This is a genomic window from Actinomadura sp. NPDC000929, assembly GCF_040492065.1.
GTDB lineage: Bacteria > Actinomycetota > Actinomycetes > Streptosporangiales > Streptosporangiaceae > Spirillospora > Spirillospora verrucosospora.
The window spans coordinates 23,565-43,397 of sequence record NZ_JBEUPA010000021.1 but is presented as its reverse complement, the minus strand read 5'-3'; the positions used below and the strand labels follow the sequence as shown (position 1 = coordinate 43,397).

The 19,833-nt window shown below is 69.3% G+C and carries 18 protein-coding genes; 16 read left to right on the top strand and 2 right to left on the bottom strand.

The window, feature by feature from the left end; all coding sequences use genetic code 11:
• Positions 1-98 precede the first annotated feature (98 nt).
• On the top strand, positions 99-1,607 hold the full coding sequence (locus tag ABWI04_RS10960) for an RNA polymerase sigma factor (RefSeq protein ID WP_353832283.1): 1,509 nt from the start codon (positions 99-101) through the stop codon (positions 1,605-1,607).
• A gap of 168 nt (positions 1,608-1,775) precedes the next feature.
• Positions 1,776-3,011 (top strand): C40 family peptidase, encoded by a 1,236-nt coding sequence (locus ABWI04_RS10955; RefSeq protein WP_353832282.1) that lies wholly within the window; start codon positions 1,776-1,778, stop codon positions 3,009-3,011.
• A 147-nt stretch (positions 3,012-3,158) separates the two neighbouring features.
• On the opposite strand, the gene ABWI04_RS10950 is transcribed toward ABWI04_RS10955, so the two are convergent.
• Positions 3,159-3,650 (bottom strand): inorganic diphosphatase, encoded by a 492-nt coding sequence (locus tag ABWI04_RS10950; RefSeq protein ID WP_179837865.1) that lies wholly within the window; start codon positions 3,648-3,650, stop codon positions 3,159-3,161.
• A gap of 218 nt (positions 3,651-3,868) precedes the next feature.
• Here ABWI04_RS10950 and dacB point away from each other — a divergent pair, with 218 nt between their 5' ends.
• The 11 genes from dacB to ABWI04_RS10895 all read left to right on the top strand — a co-directional run bounded on the left by dacB (position 3,869) and on the right by ABWI04_RS10895 (position 14,225).
• Entirely contained in the window at positions 3,869-5,188 is a 1,320-nt protein-coding gene (dacB, locus tag ABWI04_RS10945) for a D-alanyl-D-alanine carboxypeptidase/D-alanyl-D-alanine endopeptidase (RefSeq protein WP_353832281.1), read from the top strand.
• Between the two features lie 140 nt (positions 5,189-5,328).
• Complete coding sequence (locus ABWI04_RS10940; RefSeq protein WP_345179798.1) at positions 5,329-6,438, top strand: Rv3626c family coenzyme F420 biosynthesis-associated protein; 1,110 nt, start codon at positions 5,329-5,331, stop codon at positions 6,436-6,438.
• A 66-nt stretch (positions 6,439-6,504) separates the two neighbouring features.
• Entirely contained in the window at positions 6,505-7,503 is a 999-nt protein-coding gene (gene tilS, locus ABWI04_RS10935; RefSeq protein ID WP_353832280.1) for a tRNA lysidine(34) synthetase TilS, read from the top strand.
• 123 nt (positions 7,504-7,626) lie between these two features.
• Positions 7,627-8,190, top strand: coding sequence for a hypoxanthine phosphoribosyltransferase (hpt, locus tag ABWI04_RS10930; protein ID WP_345179751.1), 564 nt, complete (start codon positions 7,627-7,629; stop codon positions 8,188-8,190).
• Between the two features lie 378 nt (positions 8,191-8,568).
• On the top strand, positions 8,569-10,572 hold the full coding sequence (gene ftsH, locus ABWI04_RS10925) for an ATP-dependent zinc metalloprotease FtsH (RefSeq protein ID WP_345179752.1): 2,004 nt from the start codon (positions 8,569-8,571) through the stop codon (positions 10,570-10,572).
• Positions 10,573-10,604: 32 nt separating this feature from the next.
• Positions 10,605-11,210, top strand: a complete 606-nt coding sequence (gene folE / locus ABWI04_RS10920; RefSeq protein ID WP_345179801.1) for a GTP cyclohydrolase I FolE — start codon at positions 10,605-10,607, stop codon at positions 11,208-11,210.
• A gap of 157 nt (positions 11,211-11,367) precedes the next feature.
• Positions 11,368-12,339 carry a dihydropteroate synthase gene (folP, locus tag ABWI04_RS10915; protein ID WP_353832279.1) on the top strand — a complete coding sequence of 324 codons (972 nt, stop codon included), beginning with the start codon at positions 11,368-11,370 and terminating at the stop codon, positions 12,337-12,339.
• A complete protein-coding gene (locus tag ABWI04_RS10910) occupies positions 12,336-12,773 on the top strand; it encodes a nuclear transport factor 2 family protein (protein ID WP_141580195.1) in 438 nt (145 codons plus the stop codon). Before folP ends, ABWI04_RS10910 begins: the two co-directional genes overlap by 4 nt.
• A complete protein-coding gene (folB, locus tag ABWI04_RS10905) occupies positions 12,770-13,135 on the top strand; it encodes a dihydroneopterin aldolase (protein ID WP_185028816.1) in 366 nt (121 codons plus the stop codon). The genes ABWI04_RS10910 and folB overlap by 4 nt, the downstream gene beginning before the upstream one ends.
• Positions 13,132-13,719 carry a 2-amino-4-hydroxy-6-hydroxymethyldihydropteridine diphosphokinase gene (gene folK / locus ABWI04_RS10900; RefSeq protein WP_345179759.1) on the top strand — a complete coding sequence of 196 codons (588 nt, stop codon included), beginning with the start codon at positions 13,132-13,134 and terminating at the stop codon, positions 13,717-13,719. The genes folB and folK overlap by 4 nt, the downstream gene beginning before the upstream one ends.
• The gene (locus ABWI04_RS10895; RefSeq protein WP_345179761.1) at positions 13,716-14,225 is read left to right on the top strand and encodes a DUF3180 domain-containing protein; all 510 of its coding nucleotides are present in this window, start codon (positions 13,716-13,718) and stop codon (positions 14,223-14,225) included. The genes folK and ABWI04_RS10895 overlap by 4 nt, the downstream gene beginning before the upstream one ends.
• A 44-nt stretch (positions 14,226-14,269) precedes the next feature.
• Here ABWI04_RS10895 and ABWI04_RS10890 read toward each other — a convergent pair whose 3' ends face one another.
• Positions 14,270-15,418 (bottom strand): NADH-quinone oxidoreductase subunit D, encoded by a 1,149-nt coding sequence (locus ABWI04_RS10890; RefSeq protein WP_345179762.1) that lies wholly within the window; start codon positions 15,416-15,418, stop codon positions 14,270-14,272.
• 79 nt (positions 15,419-15,497) lie between these two features.
• Between ABWI04_RS10890 and ABWI04_RS42805 the strand changes: the two genes are divergently transcribed.
• From ABWI04_RS42805 to ABWI04_RS10875, 3 genes are all read left to right on the top strand, one after another.
• Positions 15,498-16,157, top strand: coding sequence for a PH domain-containing protein (locus ABWI04_RS42805; protein ID WP_502913128.1), 660 nt, complete (start codon positions 15,498-15,500; stop codon positions 16,155-16,157).
• Positions 16,158-16,555: 398 nt separating this feature from the next.
• Entirely contained in the window at positions 16,556-17,701 is a 1,146-nt protein-coding gene (locus ABWI04_RS10880) for a PH domain-containing protein (protein WP_345179765.1), read from the top strand.
• Positions 17,702-18,135: 434 nt separating this feature from the next.
• A complete protein-coding gene (locus ABWI04_RS10875; protein ID WP_353832278.1) occupies positions 18,136-19,344 on the top strand; it encodes a cytochrome P450 in 1,209 nt (402 codons plus the stop codon).
• Positions 19,345-19,833: the final 489 nt, after the last annotated feature.

The following is a 19,833-nucleotide window of genomic DNA, read 5'->3' as shown; positions in this document are numbered from 1 at the left end:
AATAGATCTGTTTATGGGGTAAGAGTGCTGTTCGGTATTGGGATGTGATCTCTTGAATTTGCTGGTAACGAGCGTCCGCAGCCTTTACCTTTTCTGGCATGAGCGACCATCTCCTGGTCGAGACGCTGCGCGAGCGCGACCCCGGCGCCCCGGCCGCGGTCTACGACGCCTACGCCGAGAAGCTCTACGCGTACTGCTGGTTTCAGCTGAGGGGACGCGACGCGGCACAGGTCGCCCTGCGGGACACCTTCATCGTGGCCGAGGCGCACATAGGCGAGCTGCGGGAACGCGACCGGTTCGGACCATGGCTCTATGCCATCGCCAGGTTGGAGTGCGCCCGCCGCATGCCGTCCAGGCACCAGGTGCCGGACGTGCCGGTCGCCAGTCACGACCAGGAGGACGTCGACCAGCGCCTCACGGCGTGGCATGCGGTGATGTCGCTGCCGCCTCTCTCGCGAGAGATCCTGGAGCTGCGCGTCAGGCGCCAGTTGTCGGTACCCGACCTTGCCGCCGTGTTCGGGTTGTCGGCGAGGGACGCGCAGATGGCACTCGACGACGCGCACGGCGCACTCGAAGCGGCTTTGACCGCGGAGATACTCACGAACGAGGGCCCCTACGATTGCCCCGAGAGGGCTCTCCTCATCCGTGAGCGGCATGGTGAGCTCACCTACGACATCAGCAAGCGGCTGATGGAGCACGCGCGAGAGTGTTCCGCCTGTGGGGCTCTCCGTCCCCGAACCCTGTCGGCCGCCAAGGTCTTCGGGCTGCTCCCGGAGGCGGAGCCCGCGCCGGAGATGCGGCTCAGGGTGATGAGTTGCTTCCTGGATCCGGAGCTGGTCGGCTACAGGCTCTTCGTGGCCACGCGTGTCACGGATTTCAGGTCCGATGGATTTCCCCTCCAGACCGCCTTCGGGCGTCCCGAACGGGTGGCTCGCCAGGGCCGGCGCTGGCGGTTCGGCCGCACCCGTAGGACCGCCAAGGAGGACGGGGCGACCGGGCTCTACGCACAGGTCGGTCGTGCCTCTGCCGTGCTCATGGCCGTCGCACTCCTGTCGGCCTCCGGGGTCGCGTCCATGTACGTCGTCAGTGCCCAGCGTGAGAACAGGGACGAACACGCCGGCCCGCGTCCGACGGCGGTTCCCGGCGCCTCCCAGAGGCCCGGATCCAGGCAGCAGATGCCTGCGCGTCCACGTGCTTCCGACACCCTCGACGCCGTCCCCTCGGCCCCGTTTCCCTTGGGCGCGCGCAACTCGTCCGCTCCGCCGCCCGCTCTCTTAGGCATGTCGTCGCTGCTGGCGTTCTCGGATGGGTCCCCGAAGTCCGCGGCCGCAGGCGCGCTCGTGGTCTCACCCTTATTCCTGGACCTGGCCGGAGGAGCGAACGGCTCCATAGAGTTATGGGCAGAGGGCAACCCAGTGGCCTGGAAGGCGAGGAGCCGAGGCCCTCTCGCAGTCAGTCCGGCTTATGGGCATCTTGCAGCCGGGCACAGCGTAACGGTCCATGTGCACGTCTCACGAGGGCAGAAGTCCCACGGAGAAAGCACAGTCACCTTCCGACCCGGCGGGCATCTGGTCCACGTCACATGGCGGCCTGCGCTCAGCACCTGACGCCCGGCGACTGACCTTCCCCCGTTGCGGACGGCCACCGCGTGGCGTTTCTACCTGCCTTTTCCCGAGTCAACTACGCTTCGTAGCTGATCATTTGCGCTAGGCGGTAACGCGGGCGGGGAGGACGTGATCATGGCACCTGGCGCACCCGAGCTACGTCGCCGTCGCGTGACCCTGCCTTCCGCCGGCAGGGCACTGCGGTTGGTCACTCTCACCTCCGGCTTCGCGATCGGCATGAGCGTGCTGGTGCCGGGCGCGTCCGCCCGTCCGTCCGACCCGCCCGGCCCTAGCGCGAAGGACGTCGAACGGAGCGAACGCGACGTCAGGGAGCAGGCGGCCGAGGTCGGGCGGACGAAGGCCATGCTCGCCCAGGCCGACGGCGAACTCGACAGGCTCGCCGTCACCGCAGAGGCCGCCGTGGAGCGCTACAACGGGGAACTCGTGCAACTGCGGCGCGCGCAGGAGACGTACAGGGACGTCCAAGGGAGGCTCGCCGAGGCGGACCGGAGAGTGGAGCAGGCCAGAGCCGAACTGGCGACGTTCGCCGCGCAGGTCTACCAGGACAACACCGGCTACGACCCGATGTCCTCGGCGGTCGCGGGGGAAGGCGGGCCCCAAGGCTTCATGGACCGCGCGGGCATGGTGAAGATGCTCGCCGAACGACGGACCGCCATGTTCCGCCGGGTCGAGGCCTCCAAGACGGTTGCGGACGTCTTCCGCCGCCAGGCGAAGACCGCGCTGGACGAGCAAGGCGCAGCCACGAGGCGCGCCGACGAGGCCAAACGGCTCGCACAGGACGCTGTGGCCACCCAACAGGAGGCCGTCCAGCGCATCGAGACGGATAAGCGCCGTCTGGAAGACAAGCTTGGTAAGGCCCAGGCGCATGCTGCGGAAGTCAAGCGTGCGCGGGAACGTGCGCGGGAACGAGCGCGGGAGAAGGCGCAGACGCGCAAGTTCCGTTCGGATTTCCCCGTTCCGAAGGAGGTGCCACCAGAGGCGCGCGGTGCCATCGCGGTCGAGGCGGCGCTCAAGTGGCTCGGCACGCCCTACTCCTGGGGCGGGGGCGACATGGACGGGCCGACCTACGGCATCGATCAGGGTGCCGGTACGGTCGGCTTCGACTGCTCAGGCCTGACCATGTACGCGTGGAACAAGGCGGGTGTGCGGCTCGACCACTGGACGGGCACCCAGTGGACGTCCGGACCGCACATTCCCATCAGCAGACTGCGCGCAGGTGACCTGGTCTTCTTCGCGACCAATCGCTCCGACCCCGCCACGATCCACCACGTCGGGCTCTACCTCAGCGATGGACGCATGGTGGAAGCGCCCTACACCGGTGCACGGGTGCGCATAGCGAGCATCCACCGGCACGACCTGATCGGTGCCACACGCCCTGCGGGCTGATAGAGCCCAACCCCCGTACAAAGCGAGAACCCTTCTGCAGGAGTCCTACAGAAGGGTTCGTCGCGAGCGTCGCGTGGGCGGCAGGGAGCGGGTCGGTGCCGTCCGCGACTCCGCACGGCCCGGCCGGCCGCACGGGCCGGAGACGGCTCAGTGGCCGCCCTGGTCGGAGGCGCGCTTGAAGGAACGCTCGATCTCCTGCTCGGCCTCCACGCGGCCCACCCAGCTGGCGCCTTCGACGGACTTGCCGGGCTCCAGGTCCTTGTAGACCTCGAAGAAGTGCTGGATCTCCAGCCGGTCGAACTCGGCGACGTGGTGGATGTCGCGCAGGTGCTCCATGCGGGGGTCGGTGGCGGGGACGCACAGGACCTTGTCGTCGCCGCCGGCCTCGTCGGTCATGCGGAACATGCCCACGGCGCGGCAGCGGATGAGGCAGCCGGGGAACGTCGGTTCCTGGAGCAGGACCAGGGCGTCCAGGGGGTCGCCGTCCTCGCCGAGGGTGTCCTCGACGAAGCCGTAGTCGGCCGGATACTGCGTGGAGGTGAAGAGCATGCGGTCGAGCCGGATGCGGCCGCTCTCGTGGTCCACCTCGTACTTGTTCCGCTGACCCTTCGGGATCTCAATCGTGACGTCGAAATCCAAGATGTCCTCCGCTCCCTGCGCGCTCGCAGTGAATAGTCTTTCGGGAGCCTGTGGGCGAGGCCGGCACCACAGGTGAGTGTTCCCCTGTATAAGGATGTCGCACGTTGGTGAGTGCTGAGTGGGAGAGGGGCGGTCACGTGCCTGGACGGGGCCGGGCCCTCGCAGTCCTGTCGCTGTCCCTCCTTAACGTTTTCGCCGTCGCCGCAGGTCTGGCAGTGGTGAAACTCACACCCGACCGCCGCCTGTCGCCGCAACCGCCCAGCGTGGCGGCGCGCGACCTGGTGCGGATCGCGCCGTCGTCCGCCGCGATGCCCGCCGCGGAGCCCGGGTCGGGCCGTCCGCCCGACCCGTCCGCCCTGGCGGGGCGGCTGTCCGCGCTGATCGGGGGACCGCAGGCGAAGATAAACGCGGTGGTCGTCGACGCGGAGACCCGGCGGCCGCTGTACGAGCTGCGCGCCGGGCAGCCCGCCACCCCGGCCTCGACGACGAAGCTGGCGACGTCGGTGGCGGCGCTGGCCTCGGCCGGGCCGGGCCACCGGATCACCACCCGGGTCGTGCGCGGCGCCGGCGACGGGATCATTCTGGTCGGAGGCGGGGATCCTACCCTGACGGCGTTGCCGCCGCGTGCCGGAGCCGACCACCCGCCCTATGCGTCGCTTGCGGATCTGGCCCGCCAGACGGCCACGGCCCTGAAGGCGTCTGGCGCGGGCCAGGTGCGCGTGGACTACGACTCGTCCGCCTACCAGGGGCCCCGAACGGCTGCGGGTTGGAAACCCAACTATCTGCCCGACGGCGAGGTGGCGCCTGTCAGCGCCTTGACCGTCGATGAGGGACGTGTAGCGCCATCGGACCCGTCCAGCAAGACACGGGTTTCGGACCCGCCTTCCGCTGCGGCCAGGGAGTTCGCGCGCTTGCTGTCCAAGAACGGGGTCAGTGCCAGGGCCGGTCGTTCGACCATCGCTGAGAAGGGGGCTGCGCAACTCGGCGCCGTCCAGTCGCCGCCGTTGTCCGCGCTCGTGGAGCATCTGCTGACCGACAGCGACAACGACGTGGCCGAGGCGGTGGCCCGCCAGGTGGCCATCAATCTGGGACGTCCCGCGACATTCGCCGATGCCGCGCAGGCCGTCCGGCAGGTTCTGGCCGGGTTGGGCGTGGCCGAGGGAGTCTCGGTCAACGACGGCAGTGGGTTGTCGCCGCTCAACCGCATCTCGCCCATCGCGCTGGCCCGGATCGTCTCTCTCGCCGCAGGCGGGGACCACCCGAAGCTGCGTCCGGTCATCACCGGCCTGCCCATCGCAGGGTTCTCCGGGACGTTGAGCCCGCCCCGCTACACCGTCACGGCCAGCCAAGGGGGCGCCGGGATGGTCCGCGCCAAGACCGGCACCTTGGCGGGCGTCAGCACCCTGGCCGGACTCGCCTACGACGCGGACGGGCGCCTGCTCGCCTTCGCGTTCATGGCAGGAGATGGCAAGGGACCGGTCGACCCAGGCAAGCTCGACCAGCTCGCCGCAGCGGTGGCCACCTGCGGATGCGGCTGATCTGAGACCCCACACCCGAGCCGCGGCGCGGGTGTGGGGGCGCCCGTACGGGAGATAACCAGAACGGTTGTTCGTTGAACGACCAAGCAGGGCGCTCCGGCGCCGCGTTCCGAACGTACGGTGGTGACATGAGCGCCTCAATGATCGACTGGAACCTGGCGGTCCAGGCCGGCACCCGGCTCGTCAGGCCCGGGCCGCAGGTCACCCATGCCGAGGCCCGTGAGGTCGTCAAGGAGCTGCGCGACCTGTCGAAGATCGCCCACGGGCACGTCCGGGACTTCACCGGGATGGCGTCCGAGCTCGACCCCGACCCTGCGACGATCGTGGACAGGCCCGGCTGGATCCGTGCCAACGTGGACGGTTTCCGGGTGGTGCTGGAGCCGCTCATGGAGCAGATGTCCGCGAAGGGGAACGGCGGCCCCCTCGGTGGGGCGGGCAACGTCGTCGTCCAGGCGGTCGGTTCTCGCGTCACGGGCATGCAGGTGGGCGCGATCCTGGCGTACATGGCGAGCCGCGTCCTGGGGCAGTACGAGCTGTTCCTGCCGCCGGACCCGTCCGGGCGTGCGCCGACAGGGCGGCTGACTCTGGTCGCGCCCAACATCGTTCATGTGGAGCAGGAGCTCGGTGTGGAGTCGCGTGACTTCCGCCTCTGGGTCTGCCTGCACGAGGAGACGCACCGCGCCCAGTTCACCGGCGTCCCCTGGCTGCGCGAGTACGTCCAGGACCAGATGACCAAGTTCCTCCTCGCGTCCGACCTCGACCCCGGCATGATGCTGGACCGCATCCGGGACGCGGCCGAGGCCGTCGCCGACGCCGTGCGCGGCGGTGACTCCAACCTCATCGACGCGATCCAGACGCCTGAGCAGCGGGAGATCCTCGACCGCCTCACGGCCGTGATGACGCTTGTCGAAGGGCACGGCGACTACGTCATGGACGCCGTGGGCCCCGAGGTGGTGCCGTCCGTCCAGCAGATCCGGTCGCGTTTCCAGGGACGGCGTTCGGGCGGCTCCAAACTCGACAAGACGATCCGGCGCCTGCTCGGCATCGACCTGAAGATGAAGCAGTACGCGGAGGGGTCGCGGTTCGTGCGGAGGGTCGTCACCGAGGTCGGCATGAGCGGCTTCAACCAGGTCTGGCAGTCGCCGGAGACGCTCCCGAGCCACGACGAAATCAAGGAACCCACGCTGTGGATGAGCAGGGTCGTCGGCACACGCGCCATCGATGCTCCGCCGAAGGCCAACGAGGCCTGACCCACAGCGACCCTGAGGCTTTGCCTGCCTTGGGCGTGCGGCGCCGTGTGATGGTAGACGTTTGCCATGGGCCCTGATCCGGCTGTGGCAGCGGTGCGTCTCGCGGTGCGCCGGGTGCTCGCCGACGTGCCTGAGGGCGCGATGGTGCTGGCCGCGTGCAGCGGGGGCGCTGATTCGCTGGCGCTCGCTGGGGCGCTGGCCTTCGAAGCGCCCAGGGCAGGGCGTCGGGCCGGAGGCATCACCATCGACCATGGCCTGCAGGACGGCTCGGACAAGCGTGCCGACGAGGTGGTCCGAACCATGGTCGGCCTCGGTCTCGACCCAGCGGGATCTGTCGCGGTCACTGTCGACGGGCCAGGCGGCCCAGAGAACGCAGCCCGGGACGCCCGATACACAGCCCTGGACGGTGCCGCCGCTCGATTCGGCGCTACGGGCGTCTTGCTTGGTCACACGCAAGACGACCAAGCCGAAACCGTCCTGCTCGGGCTGGCGCGTGGTTCGGGGGCCCGCTCGCTGGCCGGCATGCCCACCACTTTCAGACGCTCCAGTGGCGTCCTCTACCTAAGGCCCTTGCTGGGACTGGATCGCGCCACCACGCGCCGCGCCTGCAAAGCCATGGGCCTGGACCCCTGGGACGACCCCCACAACATCGACCGTGCCTTCGCGCGCGTGCGCGTCCGGCACGAGGCCCTTCCCGCTCTGGAGGAGGCGCTCGGCCCGGGAGTGGCCGAAGCACTGGCGCGGACGGCGAGGATGCTGCGCGACGACGCCGACGCCCTAGACGAGATGAGCGCTCGCGCCTACTCCGACTTGGAGGTCTCCGAAGACGGTTACACGGTGGCGGTCCGCCTGGAAGGGCTCGCAGGGCTGCCCAGAGCCGTCCGCACCAGGGTGCTGCGGACGGCGGCGGTCAGGGCCGGCAGCCCACCGGGTACGCTCGCGGCGGTCCATATCGATGCAGTGGATCGGCTGGTCACGGCCTGGCACGGCCAGCGGCACGTGGATCTGCCCGGGGGGCTGCGCGCCTTCAGGAGGTCTGGAAAGCTGCTGTTCGGCCCGGTTTGACGTCGCGGTGTGTGCGGATCATCACGTGCCGCGTCCGCCGCGCACTGCCCGAACGGCGCGCGGCGGTGTCCGTCCGACGTCCGTCCCACCGGACGGGCGAGGTCTGAGCTATGAGGTGGGGTTGTGGACGAGAAGGACCTGGGCAACGACCTGGCGAAGGTGCTGATTTCCGAGGACGACCTGCAGGCCAAGGTGCGCGAGCTCGCTTCGCAGATCGACGCCGACTACGCCGGCAGGGACCTGCTGCTCGTCGGGGTCCTCAAGGGCGCCGTCATGATCATGGCCGACCTGGCGCGGGCGCTGCACTCGCCCGCCTCCATGGACTGGATGGCCGTGTCGTCCTACGGCTCGGGCACGAAGTCCTCCGGCGTCGTCCGCATCCTGAAGGACCTCGACACCGACATCCTCGACCGGCACGTCCTGATCGTGGAGGACATCGTCGACTCGGGCCTGACGCTGTCGTGGCTGGTGAGCAATCTGCGCTCGCGCAACCCCGCCTCGCTGGAGATCTGCGCGCTGCTGCGCAAGCCGGAGGCCGTCACGACCGAACTCGACGTGAAGTACATCGGCTTCGACATCCCGAACGAGTTCGTCATCGGCTACGGGCTCGACTATGCGGAGCGGTACCGGAACCTGCCCTTCGTCGGGACCCTGGCCCCGCACGTGTACGGCGGGGACGGAGCCTGAGCGTCCAGGAGGTTGCCGGCAGGGGCGGGGAGGCCCGGATCGCCCGGACATGTCCACGCCGGCCGGAGGCGCACCAACGCCCCCAGGGAACAAGGGACCGTGACGAATCGTTGCAAAGGTCGTTGACGGGTATAGGCAAGGGATGCGGGAGAACGGCGTCGGCTGCGTCTCCTACGCCTGCGGTGTACCGTCGGTGTCCCGGACCCTGGGTTCGGGAAGCCATATGAGGGAAGCCGCCACGGTGGGACCGGAGCCCCGGGCGACGGGCCTTCCCGTTGGTCGCATTGTTGGTCGCAGTGGCGTCCGTCCCCAGGGACGGGCGAGGATCGCACACAGAGTTGGTCAGGAGGGACGGGCCCCTACGGGGTAACCGGATAAATGGACGTGAAGCGCTATTTTCGCGGGCCGCTGCTGTGGATCCTGCTGTTCGGCCTCTTGGTCGCCCTCGTCATGTGGGGCGTCAACCCCGGCCGTTCGTTCGAGAAGGTCGACACATCCAAGGTCGTCCAGGAGATCAACGCGGGCCAGGTGAAGTCCGCCAAGATCATTGACAAGGACCAGCGGATCGAGCTGACGCTCACCAACGGCAAGCAGCAGCAGGCCTCCTGGGTCGAGGGCCAGGGCCTCCAGCTGCAGCAGCAGCTTCAGAACCAGGCCAACGCCGGCAAGCTGTCCGGCGGCTACAACGTTGATGTCCCGAAGCAGAGCTTCTTCCTTAACCTGCTGTTCAGCCTGCTGCCCATCGTGGTCATCGTGCTGATCTTCCTGTTCATCATGAACCAGATGCAGGGCGGCGGCTCACGGGTGATGAACTTCGGCAAGTCCAAGGCCAAGCTCATCACCAAGGACACCCCGAAGACCACCTTCGCCGACGTGGCCGGGGCCGACGAGGCCCTGGAGGAGCTCGAAGAGATCAAGGACTTCCTGCAGAACCCGGCGAAGTTCCAGTCCATCGGCGCCAAGATCCCCAAGGGTGTGCTGCTGTACGGCCCGCCCGGCACCGGCAAGACGCTGCTGGCGCGCGCCGTCGCCGGCGAGGCGGGCGTGCCGTTCTACTCGATCTCCGGCTCGGACTTCGTCGAGATGTTCGTCGGCGTGGGCGCGTCCCGGGTCCGCGACCTGTTCGAGCAGGCCAAGACCAACGCCCCCTCGATCATCTTCATCGACGAGATCGACGCCGTCGGCCGACACCGCGGCGCGGGCCTCGGCGGCGGCCACGACGAGCGCGAGCAGACCCTCAACCAGCTGCTGGTCGAGATGGACGGGTTCGACGTCAAGGGCGGCGTGATCCTGATCGCCGCGACGAACCGTCCCGACATCCTCGACCCGGCGCTGCTGCGTCCCGGCCGCTTCGACCGCCAGGTCACCGTGGACCGTCCCGACCTGGAGGGCCGCAAGGGCATCCTGCGCGTGCACGGTCGCGGCAAGCCGTTCGCGCAGGACGTCGACCTCGACGTGATCGCGCGCCGCACGCCGGGCTTCACCGGCGCCGACCTGGCCAACGTGATCAACGAGGCGGCGCTGCTCACCGCGCGCTTCGACCGCAAGCTGATCGACATGGACACCCTGGAGGAGTCCATCGACCGCGTCATGGCCGGTCCGGAGCGCAAGACCCGGGTGATGTCGGAGAAGGAAAAGAAGATCATCGCCTACCACGAGGGCGGCCACGCCCTGGTGGCTCACGCGCTGCCGAACTCCGACCCGGTGCACAAGGTGACGATCCTTCCGCGCGGACGGGCCCTGGGCTACACCATGACCCTCCCGATGGAGGACAAGTTCCTCACGACCCGTTCGGAGATGACCGACCAGCTCGCCATGCTGCTGGGCGGCCGCACCGCCGAGGAACTGGTCTTCCACGAGCCGACCACCGGCGCGGCCAACGACATCGAGAAGGCCAGCTCCATCGCCCGCAACATGGTGACCGAGTACGGCATGAGCGAGCGCCTCGGCGCGCGCAAGTTCGGCACCGGGCAGGGCGAGGTCTTCCTCGGCCGCGACATGGGCCACGAGCGCGACTACTCCGAGGACATCGCCTCCGCGATCGACGACGAGGTCCGGCGCTACATCGAGGGCGCGCACGACACGGCGTGGGAGATCCTCGTCGAGTACCGGGACGTCCTGGACGAGCTCGTCGTCAACCTGATGGAGAAGGAGACGCTGTCCAAGCAGCAGGTGCTGGAGATCTTCGCGCCGATCCAGAAGCGGCCGCACCAGAACTCCTACACCGGCTACGGCAAGCGCCTCCCGTCCGACCGTCCGCCGGTGCTCACGCCCAAGGAGCTGGCCCTGCTCGGCCCGCAGGACGTCGCCGACCTGACCAAGAACAACGGCCAGAGCGGCGTCACCTCTGAGGCCGTCGACCCGGCCCCGGGCGAGAGCTGACGGCCTTGGCGATCCCGTACGACGAGGCGCCGATCGAGAACGACCCGCCGGGCGAGACCCTGCACGGCGGGCGTTTCGACCACGCGCGCATCGAGAAGGCCGTGCGCGAGATCCTGATCGGCATCGGGGAGGACCCCGAGCGCGACGGGCTGCGCGACACCCCCGCCAGGGTGGCGCGCGCGTACGCCGAGCAGTTCGCGGGCCTGCGCCAGAAGCCCGAGGACGCGCTGACCACGGTGTTCGACGCCGACCATGAGGAAATGGTCCTGGTGAAGGACATCGAGGTGTACTCCGTTTGCGAGCATCACCTGGTGCCTTTCCACGGGGTCGCGCACGTGGGCTACACGCCCAACAAGAAGGGCCAGATCACCGGTCTGTCGAAGCTGGCCCGGCTGGTGGACGTGTACGCCCGCCGGCCGCAGGTGCAGGAGCGCCTCACCAGCCAGGTGGCCGACGCGATGATGACGGTGCTGGAGCCCCGCGGCGCGATCGTGGTGATCGAGGCCGAGCATCTGTGCATGACGATGCGCGGGGTGCGGAAGCCGGGCGCCAAGACGGTGACGTCGGCGGTGCGCGGCGACTTCCGGGACCACCCCGAGACGCGGTCCGAGGCGATGAGCCTGATTCTCGGCCGCTGACGGGCACTCGGGCTCCCCGAGTCTGCCTGAACGTCTGAACGGGCCTCAGCGTCAAGCTGAGGCCCGTTCTGCTGCTTCCGGAGAGGGTATGCCGGACGGATGAGGCGGTTGGAGGGCCGCTCCGGCGGGTCGATCGCAAGGCATAGGGTTGGGTGACATGACCAGTGCCGCCGTTCCGGGGCTGCCCGAGCCAGGGCGGTGCCTCGTCATGGGCGTGGTCAACGTGACCCCCGACTCCTTCTCCGACGGCGGAGCCTGGTTCGACCCGGAGAAAGCGGTCCGCCACGGGCTCGATCTCGTGGGCGAGGGCGCCGACATCGTGGACGTGGGCGGCGAGTCGACGCGGCCTGGTGCGCAGCGTGTGTCCGAAGAAGAGGAACTGCGCCGCGTGGTTCCGGTCATTGAGGCGCTCGTGGCCGAGAACGTCCCCGTGAGCGTCGACACCATGCGCGCCGAGGTCGCCGAGGCCGCGGTCGGCGCGGGCGCGCGGCTGGTGAACGACGTGAGCGGCGGCTTGGCCGACCCTGATATGCCGCGCGTGGTGGCCGCCGCGGGCGTGCCCTACGTGGTGATGCACTGGCGCGGCCACAGCCATGACATGTACAACCGCGCCATCTACACGGACGTGGTTCGTGAGGTGCGCGACGAACTGCTGCACAGGGTCGACGCCGTGCTGGGGGAGGGCGTCGATCCGTCGATGATCGTGCTCGACCCTGGGCTGGGCTTCGCCAAGAACCCGGAGACGGGGCACAACTGGTCGCTGCTTGCCCATCTCGACGCGTTCACTGGTCTCGGCTACCCCGTCCTGGTGGGCGCGTCCCGCAAGGGGTTCCTGACGCGGCTCCTTGCGGAACCGGACGGGACGCGCCGTCCGTTCGGCGAATGCGATGACGCGACCGTGGCCATCACGTCTCTCGTTGCGGCCGCCGGGGCATGGTGCGTAAGGGTGCACAGGGTCCGGCCCAACGCGGACGCGGTACGGGTGGCGGCCGCGATGCGCGCGGCGCGTCTGGCCGGCCCCGACAGCGTGAGCCAGGAAAGCGCGAGCAAAGGCAGTGCTATCAAGGACAGCGCTACCAAGGACAGCAACGACGACGCCAGTAACGACGACGGGAGTCCCCGCCTATGAGCCGTGCCGTGAACCGCGCCGACGTGGACGAGGTCCATGCCGAGTTCTACGCCGCGTTCGAGGCCGGTGACTTCGACCGCATGTCGGCGGTCTGGGCGGACGGCCCGTACGCCGACGGCGTCTCCTGCGTCCACCCCGGCTGGACGATGCTGCGGGGACGAGAGGCTGTCCTGCGATCGTGGGCGCTCATCATGGCCAACACGTCCTACATCCAGTTCGTGCTCACCGACGTGGAGACGGACGTGTACGGCGACCACGCCGTGGTGACGTGCAAGGAGAACATCCTGACCGCCGACGAGGACACCGAAGCAGGGTTCCTCGCCGGTGGAAGCATCGTGGCGACGAACGTGTTCGTACGGGCGGGTGGGGAGTGGCGGCTTCTGCTTCACCACGGCTCCCCCGTCCTCAACGTCGTGGATGCAGAGGAAGAATGACTCTCGACCGCATCGAGTTGCGCGGGCTCCGGGCGCGGGGCCGCCACGGGTGCCTGCCTGCCGAGCGCGACCTGGGCCAGGAGTTCGTCGTGGACGCCGTCCTCGGCCTCGACACGCGCCCCGCCGCGGAAGGCGACGACCTCTCGCGTACCGTCGACTACGGAACGCTCGCCGGCCGGCTGGTCGCCGCCGTGGAGGGGGAGCCCCTGAACCTCCTGGAAACGCTGGCCGACCGGCTGGCGAAGATATGTCTGGAAGATCGACTGGTGTCCGAGGTCGAGATCACCGTCCACAAGCCGAGCGCCCCGATCCCGCACCCCTTCGCCGACGTCGCCGTGAAGATCACGAGGAGTCGCCCATGACAGCGTCCGACCGCATGCCCGACCGCACCGCCACCGGTGGGCACATGCTGGTCCAGCACCGTGTCGTGTTCTCGATCGGCAGCAACCTCGGGGACCGGCTGGACAACATCCAGGAGGCGGTCGACGCCCTGTTCGACGCGCCAGGGCTGAGTTTCGTGGCGTTCTCCCCGGTCTACGAGACCGCCCCCTACGCGCCGCCCGGCGAGAGCATCCCGGAGCAGGGCGACTTCCTGAACATCGTGCTCATCGCCGACACGCGGCTGCCCCCGGAGAACCTGCTGGAGCGGGTCCTGAACATCGAGAACTCGATGCGCCGCGAACGCCTGGTCCGCTGGGGCCCCCGCACCCTCGACATCGACATCGTGACCTTCGGCGACATCACGTCCGACGACCCCGATCTGACGCTCCCGCACCCGCGCGCGCACGAGCGCGCGTTCGTCCTCGTCCCGTGGGCAGACATCGAGCCCGACGTGCTGCTGGCCGGGCACGGTCGCGTGGGAGACCTGGCCGAGGTTAAGCAGGCGGAGGGCGGCCCGTCGGCATGCCGCCGGCGTGACGACCTGGTTCTGCAGCAGCCTGCATGAAGCCGTCCCGCCCCCTGTTCCTCGTCGCCCTCGTGGTCGTCATAGGGGTCATCACTTGGGCGGTGCTGCGTTCTGCCTATCTGTCGCTGCCCCCGCTGCCGTGGACCGCGGTGCCGACGCTGCTGCTGCTCGCCCTCGGTGAGGCCTTCACAGGGTTGAACGTCCTGCGCCGCATTCGCCGCAAGCCCTCCAGCGGACGCGCGGCGGACTCCGCCCGCAAGCCGGGGAAGCCTCTGGATCCCCTGGCGGTGGCGCGCCTGGCGGCCCTGGGGAAGGCCAGTGCGCATTCCGCGGCGGTCATCGCGGGCGTGTTCGGCGGCTTCGCCGTCAGCCTCTCCGCGTCGCTGGAGAAGTCGACGCCCCGCCACGACTTCTTCGTGAGCGGCGGCACCTTCCTCGCGGCCATCGTGCTGGTGGCGGCGGCGTTCTTCCTGGAGTACGCGTGCCGGGTTCCGAAGGGACCGGACGACGAGCAGCGCGACCAACCCGGCGCGTCCCGGGCCTGAGGTCCGTCGGGGGTCGCGGCGCCGGGTGACTTGCGGGCTTCGCGCTACTTGTCGATGTCGCCGACGACGAAGAACATCGAGCCCAGAATGGCGATCATGTCGGCGACCAGGGTGCCGGGCAGCAGTTCCGCGAGCACCTGGATGTTGTTGAACGACGCGGACCGCAGTTTCATCCGCCACGGTGTCTTCTCGCCCCGCGACACCAGGTAGTACCCGTTGATGCCCAGCGGGTTCTCCGTCCAGGCGTAGGTGTGTCCTTCTGGCACCTTCAGAACCTTCGGCAGCCGTTGGTTGATGGGGCCGGGCGGGAGCTCAGCGAGGCGGTCCAGGCAGGCGTCCGCGAGGTCCAGGGAAGCGTGCACCTGGTCGAGCAGGCATTCGAAGCGTGCCAGGCAGTCGCCCTCCGACCGGGTGACCACGCGGACGTCCAGTTCGCCGTAGGCGAGGTAGGGCTCGTCCCGGCGCAGGTCGAAGTCCACGCCGGACGCGCGCGCGATGGGCCCGGACACCCCGTACTGCAGGATCTGCTCCTGGGTGAGGACGCCGACCCCCCTGGTACGGGCCCGGAAGATCTCGTTGCCCATGATGAGGTCGTCGATGTCGCCCATGCGGGCGCGCACCTCGGAGACCGCCGCCCGCGCGCGCGCCGTCCAACCGGCGGGCAGCTCGTCCTTTAGCCCGCCGACACGGTTGAACATGTAGTGCATGCGTCCACCGGAGATCTCCTCCATGACGCGTTGCAGGACCTCACGCTCGCGGAACGCGTAGAAGATCGGGGTGATGGCGCCCACTTCCAGCGGGTAGGAGCCCAGGAACATCAGGTGGTTGAGGATCCGGTTCAGCTCTGCCAGCAGCGTCCTCGCCCACACCGCGCGTAGGGGGACCTCCATGCCGAGCATGCGTTCGACGGCCAGAACGACGCCGAGTTCGCTGGAGAACGCCGACAGCCAGTCGTGCCGGTTCGCCAGGACGATGATCTGCCGGAAGTCGCGGACCTCGAACAGCTTCTCCGCTCCCCGGTGCATGTAGCCCACGATGGGCTCCGCCGCCGAGATGCGTTCGCCGTCCAAGGTGAGCTTCAGCCGGAGCACGCCGTGCGTGGACGGGTGCTGGGGGCCGATGTTCAGGGTCATGTCCTCGGTGGCGAGCTCTTTGGCGCCCGCACCGATCCCGACGATCCGTTCGGTGGTCATGGTCGCGCCTCCGCCACTCCGATCACTGCTTCATGGTCCCATGGCGAGCGGTAGTCGTTATCCGATTGACTAGGGGGCAATGAACGCGAGCCACGGCGAACCGCCGTTCGATCCCGCCGCGCATCCCGGACAGCAGGGCGCGGTGCGTCCGCCCGTGCCGTCCGGTCCGGGCCACGGCGGTCAGCCACCTGGTCAGGGCCAGACAGGGGCACCATACCCGCCGCAGCAGGGGCCGCCCATCTACCAGGCGGACCAGGCCTTCGCGCCTGGTGCCGGCCTTCACTGGTCGCCCATCTCCAAACGCCATGCCTGGCACAGGCTTCTCACCGCGGTCCTGTGGGCGATTCCCGTGGGTGGCGTTGGCGCTTTCATCGTGTGGAGGAACGGCACCGTGGTCGCGGCGTCCATGTGGGTCGTCGCCGTCGTCCTCGGGGTCATCCTCACCTGGGTTGTCGCGGAGCTGGACCGCAGGGCCTACGGCTACGCCGAGCGTGGCGACGACCTCATCGTGACCCACGGCGTCCTCGTCCGGCGGCTCATCGTGGTCCCTTACGGGCGGATGCAGTTCGTGGACGTCACCGCCGGGCTTCTGGAGCGGTGGATGGGTGTCGCCACCGTCCGCATGCACACCGCCGCCGCGGCTACGGACGCGACGATTCCGGGACTGCCCACTGCGGAGGCCGCGCTCCTGCGTGACCGTCTCGCGCAGAAGGGCGAGGAGCGGGGCATGGGCCTATGAACGGCCCCTACGGCCCGTATGGCCCGCCTGGACGATCCGGCCCGCCCGGCCCGCCTGGACAACCGGGCCCGCCTGGTCCACATGGACAACCGGGCCCGCCCGGACCGCCTGGACCCGCGGGCCCCTATGGTCGCCCTGCGGGACCGCCCTACCCGCCGCCCCGTCCCGGCTTCGGCCCGCCACGTCCGCCGTACGCGTACGGACCGCCGCAGCCGCAACGCCCACCGATCCGCTTTTCGGAGGGTACGCACAGGCTCCACTGGGCAACGGCCCCGCTTCGCGCGTTCGTCTTCCTCATCATCTACTTCGTCCTGCTCGGCTTCCCGCTGCTGCTGACCCAGACCAGCAGCGGCATCACCCTGGCGCTCACGCCGGAGGTGATCCTGAGGTTCATCCTCGTGACCATCCCCATGGGACTGATCGCAGTAGGAACCGGCCTGTGGACCTGGCTTGCCCTGCGTTTCCGTGTCGACAACGACGACCTCGTCGTCGAAACCGGCATCCTCCGTAAGAACGCGCGCCGCATCCCGCTTTCGCGGATCCAGGCCATCGACGTCGTGCGTCCGCTGGTGACGCGGGTGTTCGCGCTTTCTGAAGTGCGCGTGGAGCTGGCAGGGGGCGAGCAGAGCGAAATCGCCCTCCGCTACCTGGGCCGGCAGTCGGCGCAACAGCTGCGTGCCGAACTCCTCGCCCGCGCGGCCGGACTCCCGGGCCAAACTCCGGAAGCGCCCGAACGGCACCTGTGGCGTGTACCGTTCGGCACTCTGCTGGGGTCGCTCATCGTGCGGCTGCCCGTCCTGGGGACGGTGCTGCTCTTCCTCGCGTCGCTCATCTTCCTGGTGATGTACGCGGAGGGCGGCATCCTGGCCGTCACCATCCCGGTCCTGCTCGGCCTCATCCGAGCCGTGATCGCACCTCTGGTCATGTACGCCAACTTCACGGTCGCGATGTCACCGGACGGGATCCGCCTGCGCTACGGCCTGCTGGAGACCCGGATGCAGACGCTTCCGCCGGGCCGCGTCCAGGCCGTCAGCATCGTCGAACCGTTGATCTGGCGGAGCCTGGGCTGGGCCCGCGTCGACGTCACCGTCGCCGGATACGCGGGCGAGCGCCAAGCGCTCTCGTCGACCCTTCTCCCCGTCGCGCCGCGCCAAGTCGCCATGCACCTCGTTTCGCAGGTCTTCCCGGGGACGCAGGTGGACTCGGTCGCTCTCGTCCCCGCGTCGTCCAAGACCGTGTCGATCGAGCATGCGGACGGCGCCGGCACCGACGACGTGGTCTTCGTGACCCGGCACGGATGGCCCTGCCGCCGCACGGACGTGATCGCCCACGCGCGCGCGCAGAGCGTCAGGCTGACCGTGAACCCCTTCCAGCGCCTGCTGGGCCTGGCGACCGTCCACGTGGACGCGCCTCCGGGGCCGGTCCAGGTGGCCGCGGCGGACCGCGAGCTGGGCGAGGCCCGCGCGATCGTGGAGTCCACCGTGAGCCGAGCCCTCGCCGCCCGCCGCGCCGGTGGCGGCGACCCCACCCACTGGGCCCGCTGACGACTTATCCACAGGATCGCGTTCTCCTTCCGCGCCCCCCGGCGTCCTCCGACGATGGAACACGTCGGCCCGCCCGAGGGGGGAGGGCGGGCCGACCCCGCCCGGGAGCGAACGCGATCACGTGGAAGGAGGCGCCCCGATGGGACTTCGCAGGCGCTTGATCATCAGCCTTGATCCGATCATCGAGTTCGCCCGGAGCGGCTGGAACCGCCCGGGCCGGCGCTCGCTGATCGGCCGCATCATCCGCCGGCGCCGAGAAATCTCTCGACGGCACCGGGCTCGCGGCCCCGCCTCAGGCATGGGCACGATGCCGGAGAGCCGCACCCGTGTCCGACCGGGTCTTGGGGGAGATACGCCTGCCATGGGGGCCGTCACCCGTGCTCGGTTGCTCGGCTCCGCCCCAGTCGACCGCAAAGGGCACATATCGTCGGTTCATGAGCGACCTGGCCTACGACCCCTGGTCCGCCGAATTCGTGGCGGACCCGTATCCGGTGTTCGAGCGGCTCCGCGCCGAGCAACCGGTGTTCTTCCACGAACCCACCGGCCAGTGGGTGATCAGCCGCTACGAGGACGTCGACGGGCTGCTGCGCGACCGTCGCCTCGGGCGGTCGTACCTGCACATCGCGAGTCACGAGGAGTTCGGGCAGGAGCCGGAGCCCGACTTCCTCAAACCCTTCTGGGATCTCATCCGCGCCGGGATGCTCGACGTGGAGCCGCCCACCCACACGCGGTTGCGGCGCCTGGTGTCCAAGGCGTTCACGGCCCGCATGGTGGAGGGCCTGCGTCCGATGATCCGGCGCCTCGCCGAGGAGCTCGCGACGGGGCTCGCCGACAGTGGCGGCGGCGACCTGCTCGCCGAGATCGCCGAACCGCTGCCGGTGAACGTGATCGCCGAGATGCTGGGCGTCCCCGTCGAAGACCGGCACCTGCTGCGCCCCTGGTCGGCCGACATCTGCGGCATGTACGAGCTGAACCCGCCCGAGGAGGTCCAGCGGACCGCCGTCCGTGCGGCCGTGGAGTTCTCCGACTACCTTCGCGACCTCGCCCGCGCCCGGCGGAGCGAGCCGGGTGACGACCTCATCACCGCCCTGGCCCACGTCGTTGACGAGGGCGACCGGCTCACCGAGGACGAGCTGATCGGCACCTGCGTCCTGCTCCTCAACGCGGGCCACGAGGCCACGGTGAACGCGACGGGCAACGGCTGGTGGACGCTGTTCCGCAACCCCGGCCAGCTGGAACGCCTCCGCTCCGACCCGTCGCTCGTGCCCACCGCGGTCGAGGAACTGCTGCGCTACGACACCCCGGCGCCCATGTTCGAACGATGGGTGCTGGAGGACATCAGGGTCGCCGGCGTCGACATCCCGCGTGGCGCCGAGGTCGCCCTCCAGTTCGCGTCCGCCAACCGTGACCCGGAGGTGTTCGTCGACCCGAACCGGCTCGACCTGGGCCGCGACCCGAACCCGCACATCACCTTCGGCCTCGGCATCCACTACTGCCTGGGCGCCCCCCTGGCCCGCATCGAAATGACCGAGTCATTCGGCGCGCTCTTGCGCGCAACCCCCGCCCTACGCCTCACCACCGAACCAAAGTGGAAGCCCGGCTACGTCCTGAGAGGCCTGACCGCCCTACACGTAGAGCGCTAACCACCCCAGGCCCGCCCCACCCCCCCGCACGCACGACCCAAGCCGCCGCACACGCGGCTCAAGCCGCTGCGCACGCGGCTCAAGCCGCTGCGCGCGTGGTCCAAGCCGCTGCGCGCGTGGTCCAAGCCGCTGCGCGCGTGGCTCAAGCCGCTCCGCGCGTGGCTGGCGACTCTTTGAAGTGGCCGAGGTCCGTCGACTTCATCGAGGCGATGCCGCGAACCCAACGGCAAGCTCCTCAAGCGCAAGCTCAGGGACCCGTACTGGAAGGACCGCGACGGTGCCATCTGACACGGCGCCCGTCGAGAACGCGCCCGCCGACGCCGGGCCGCCCGAGCCGAACCACGTCCTGGAGTTGAGCTGGAGGGGGAGCTTGGTGAAGTCTGCGTGGCTTGTTGGAGAAGGCGCTTTTTGCGGGTGGCGCTGGTCTGTGGCGGTGAGGCTTGCGGGAACGGTGTCGAGCGTCGTCCGGCGGCGTGGCTTCGACTGTGG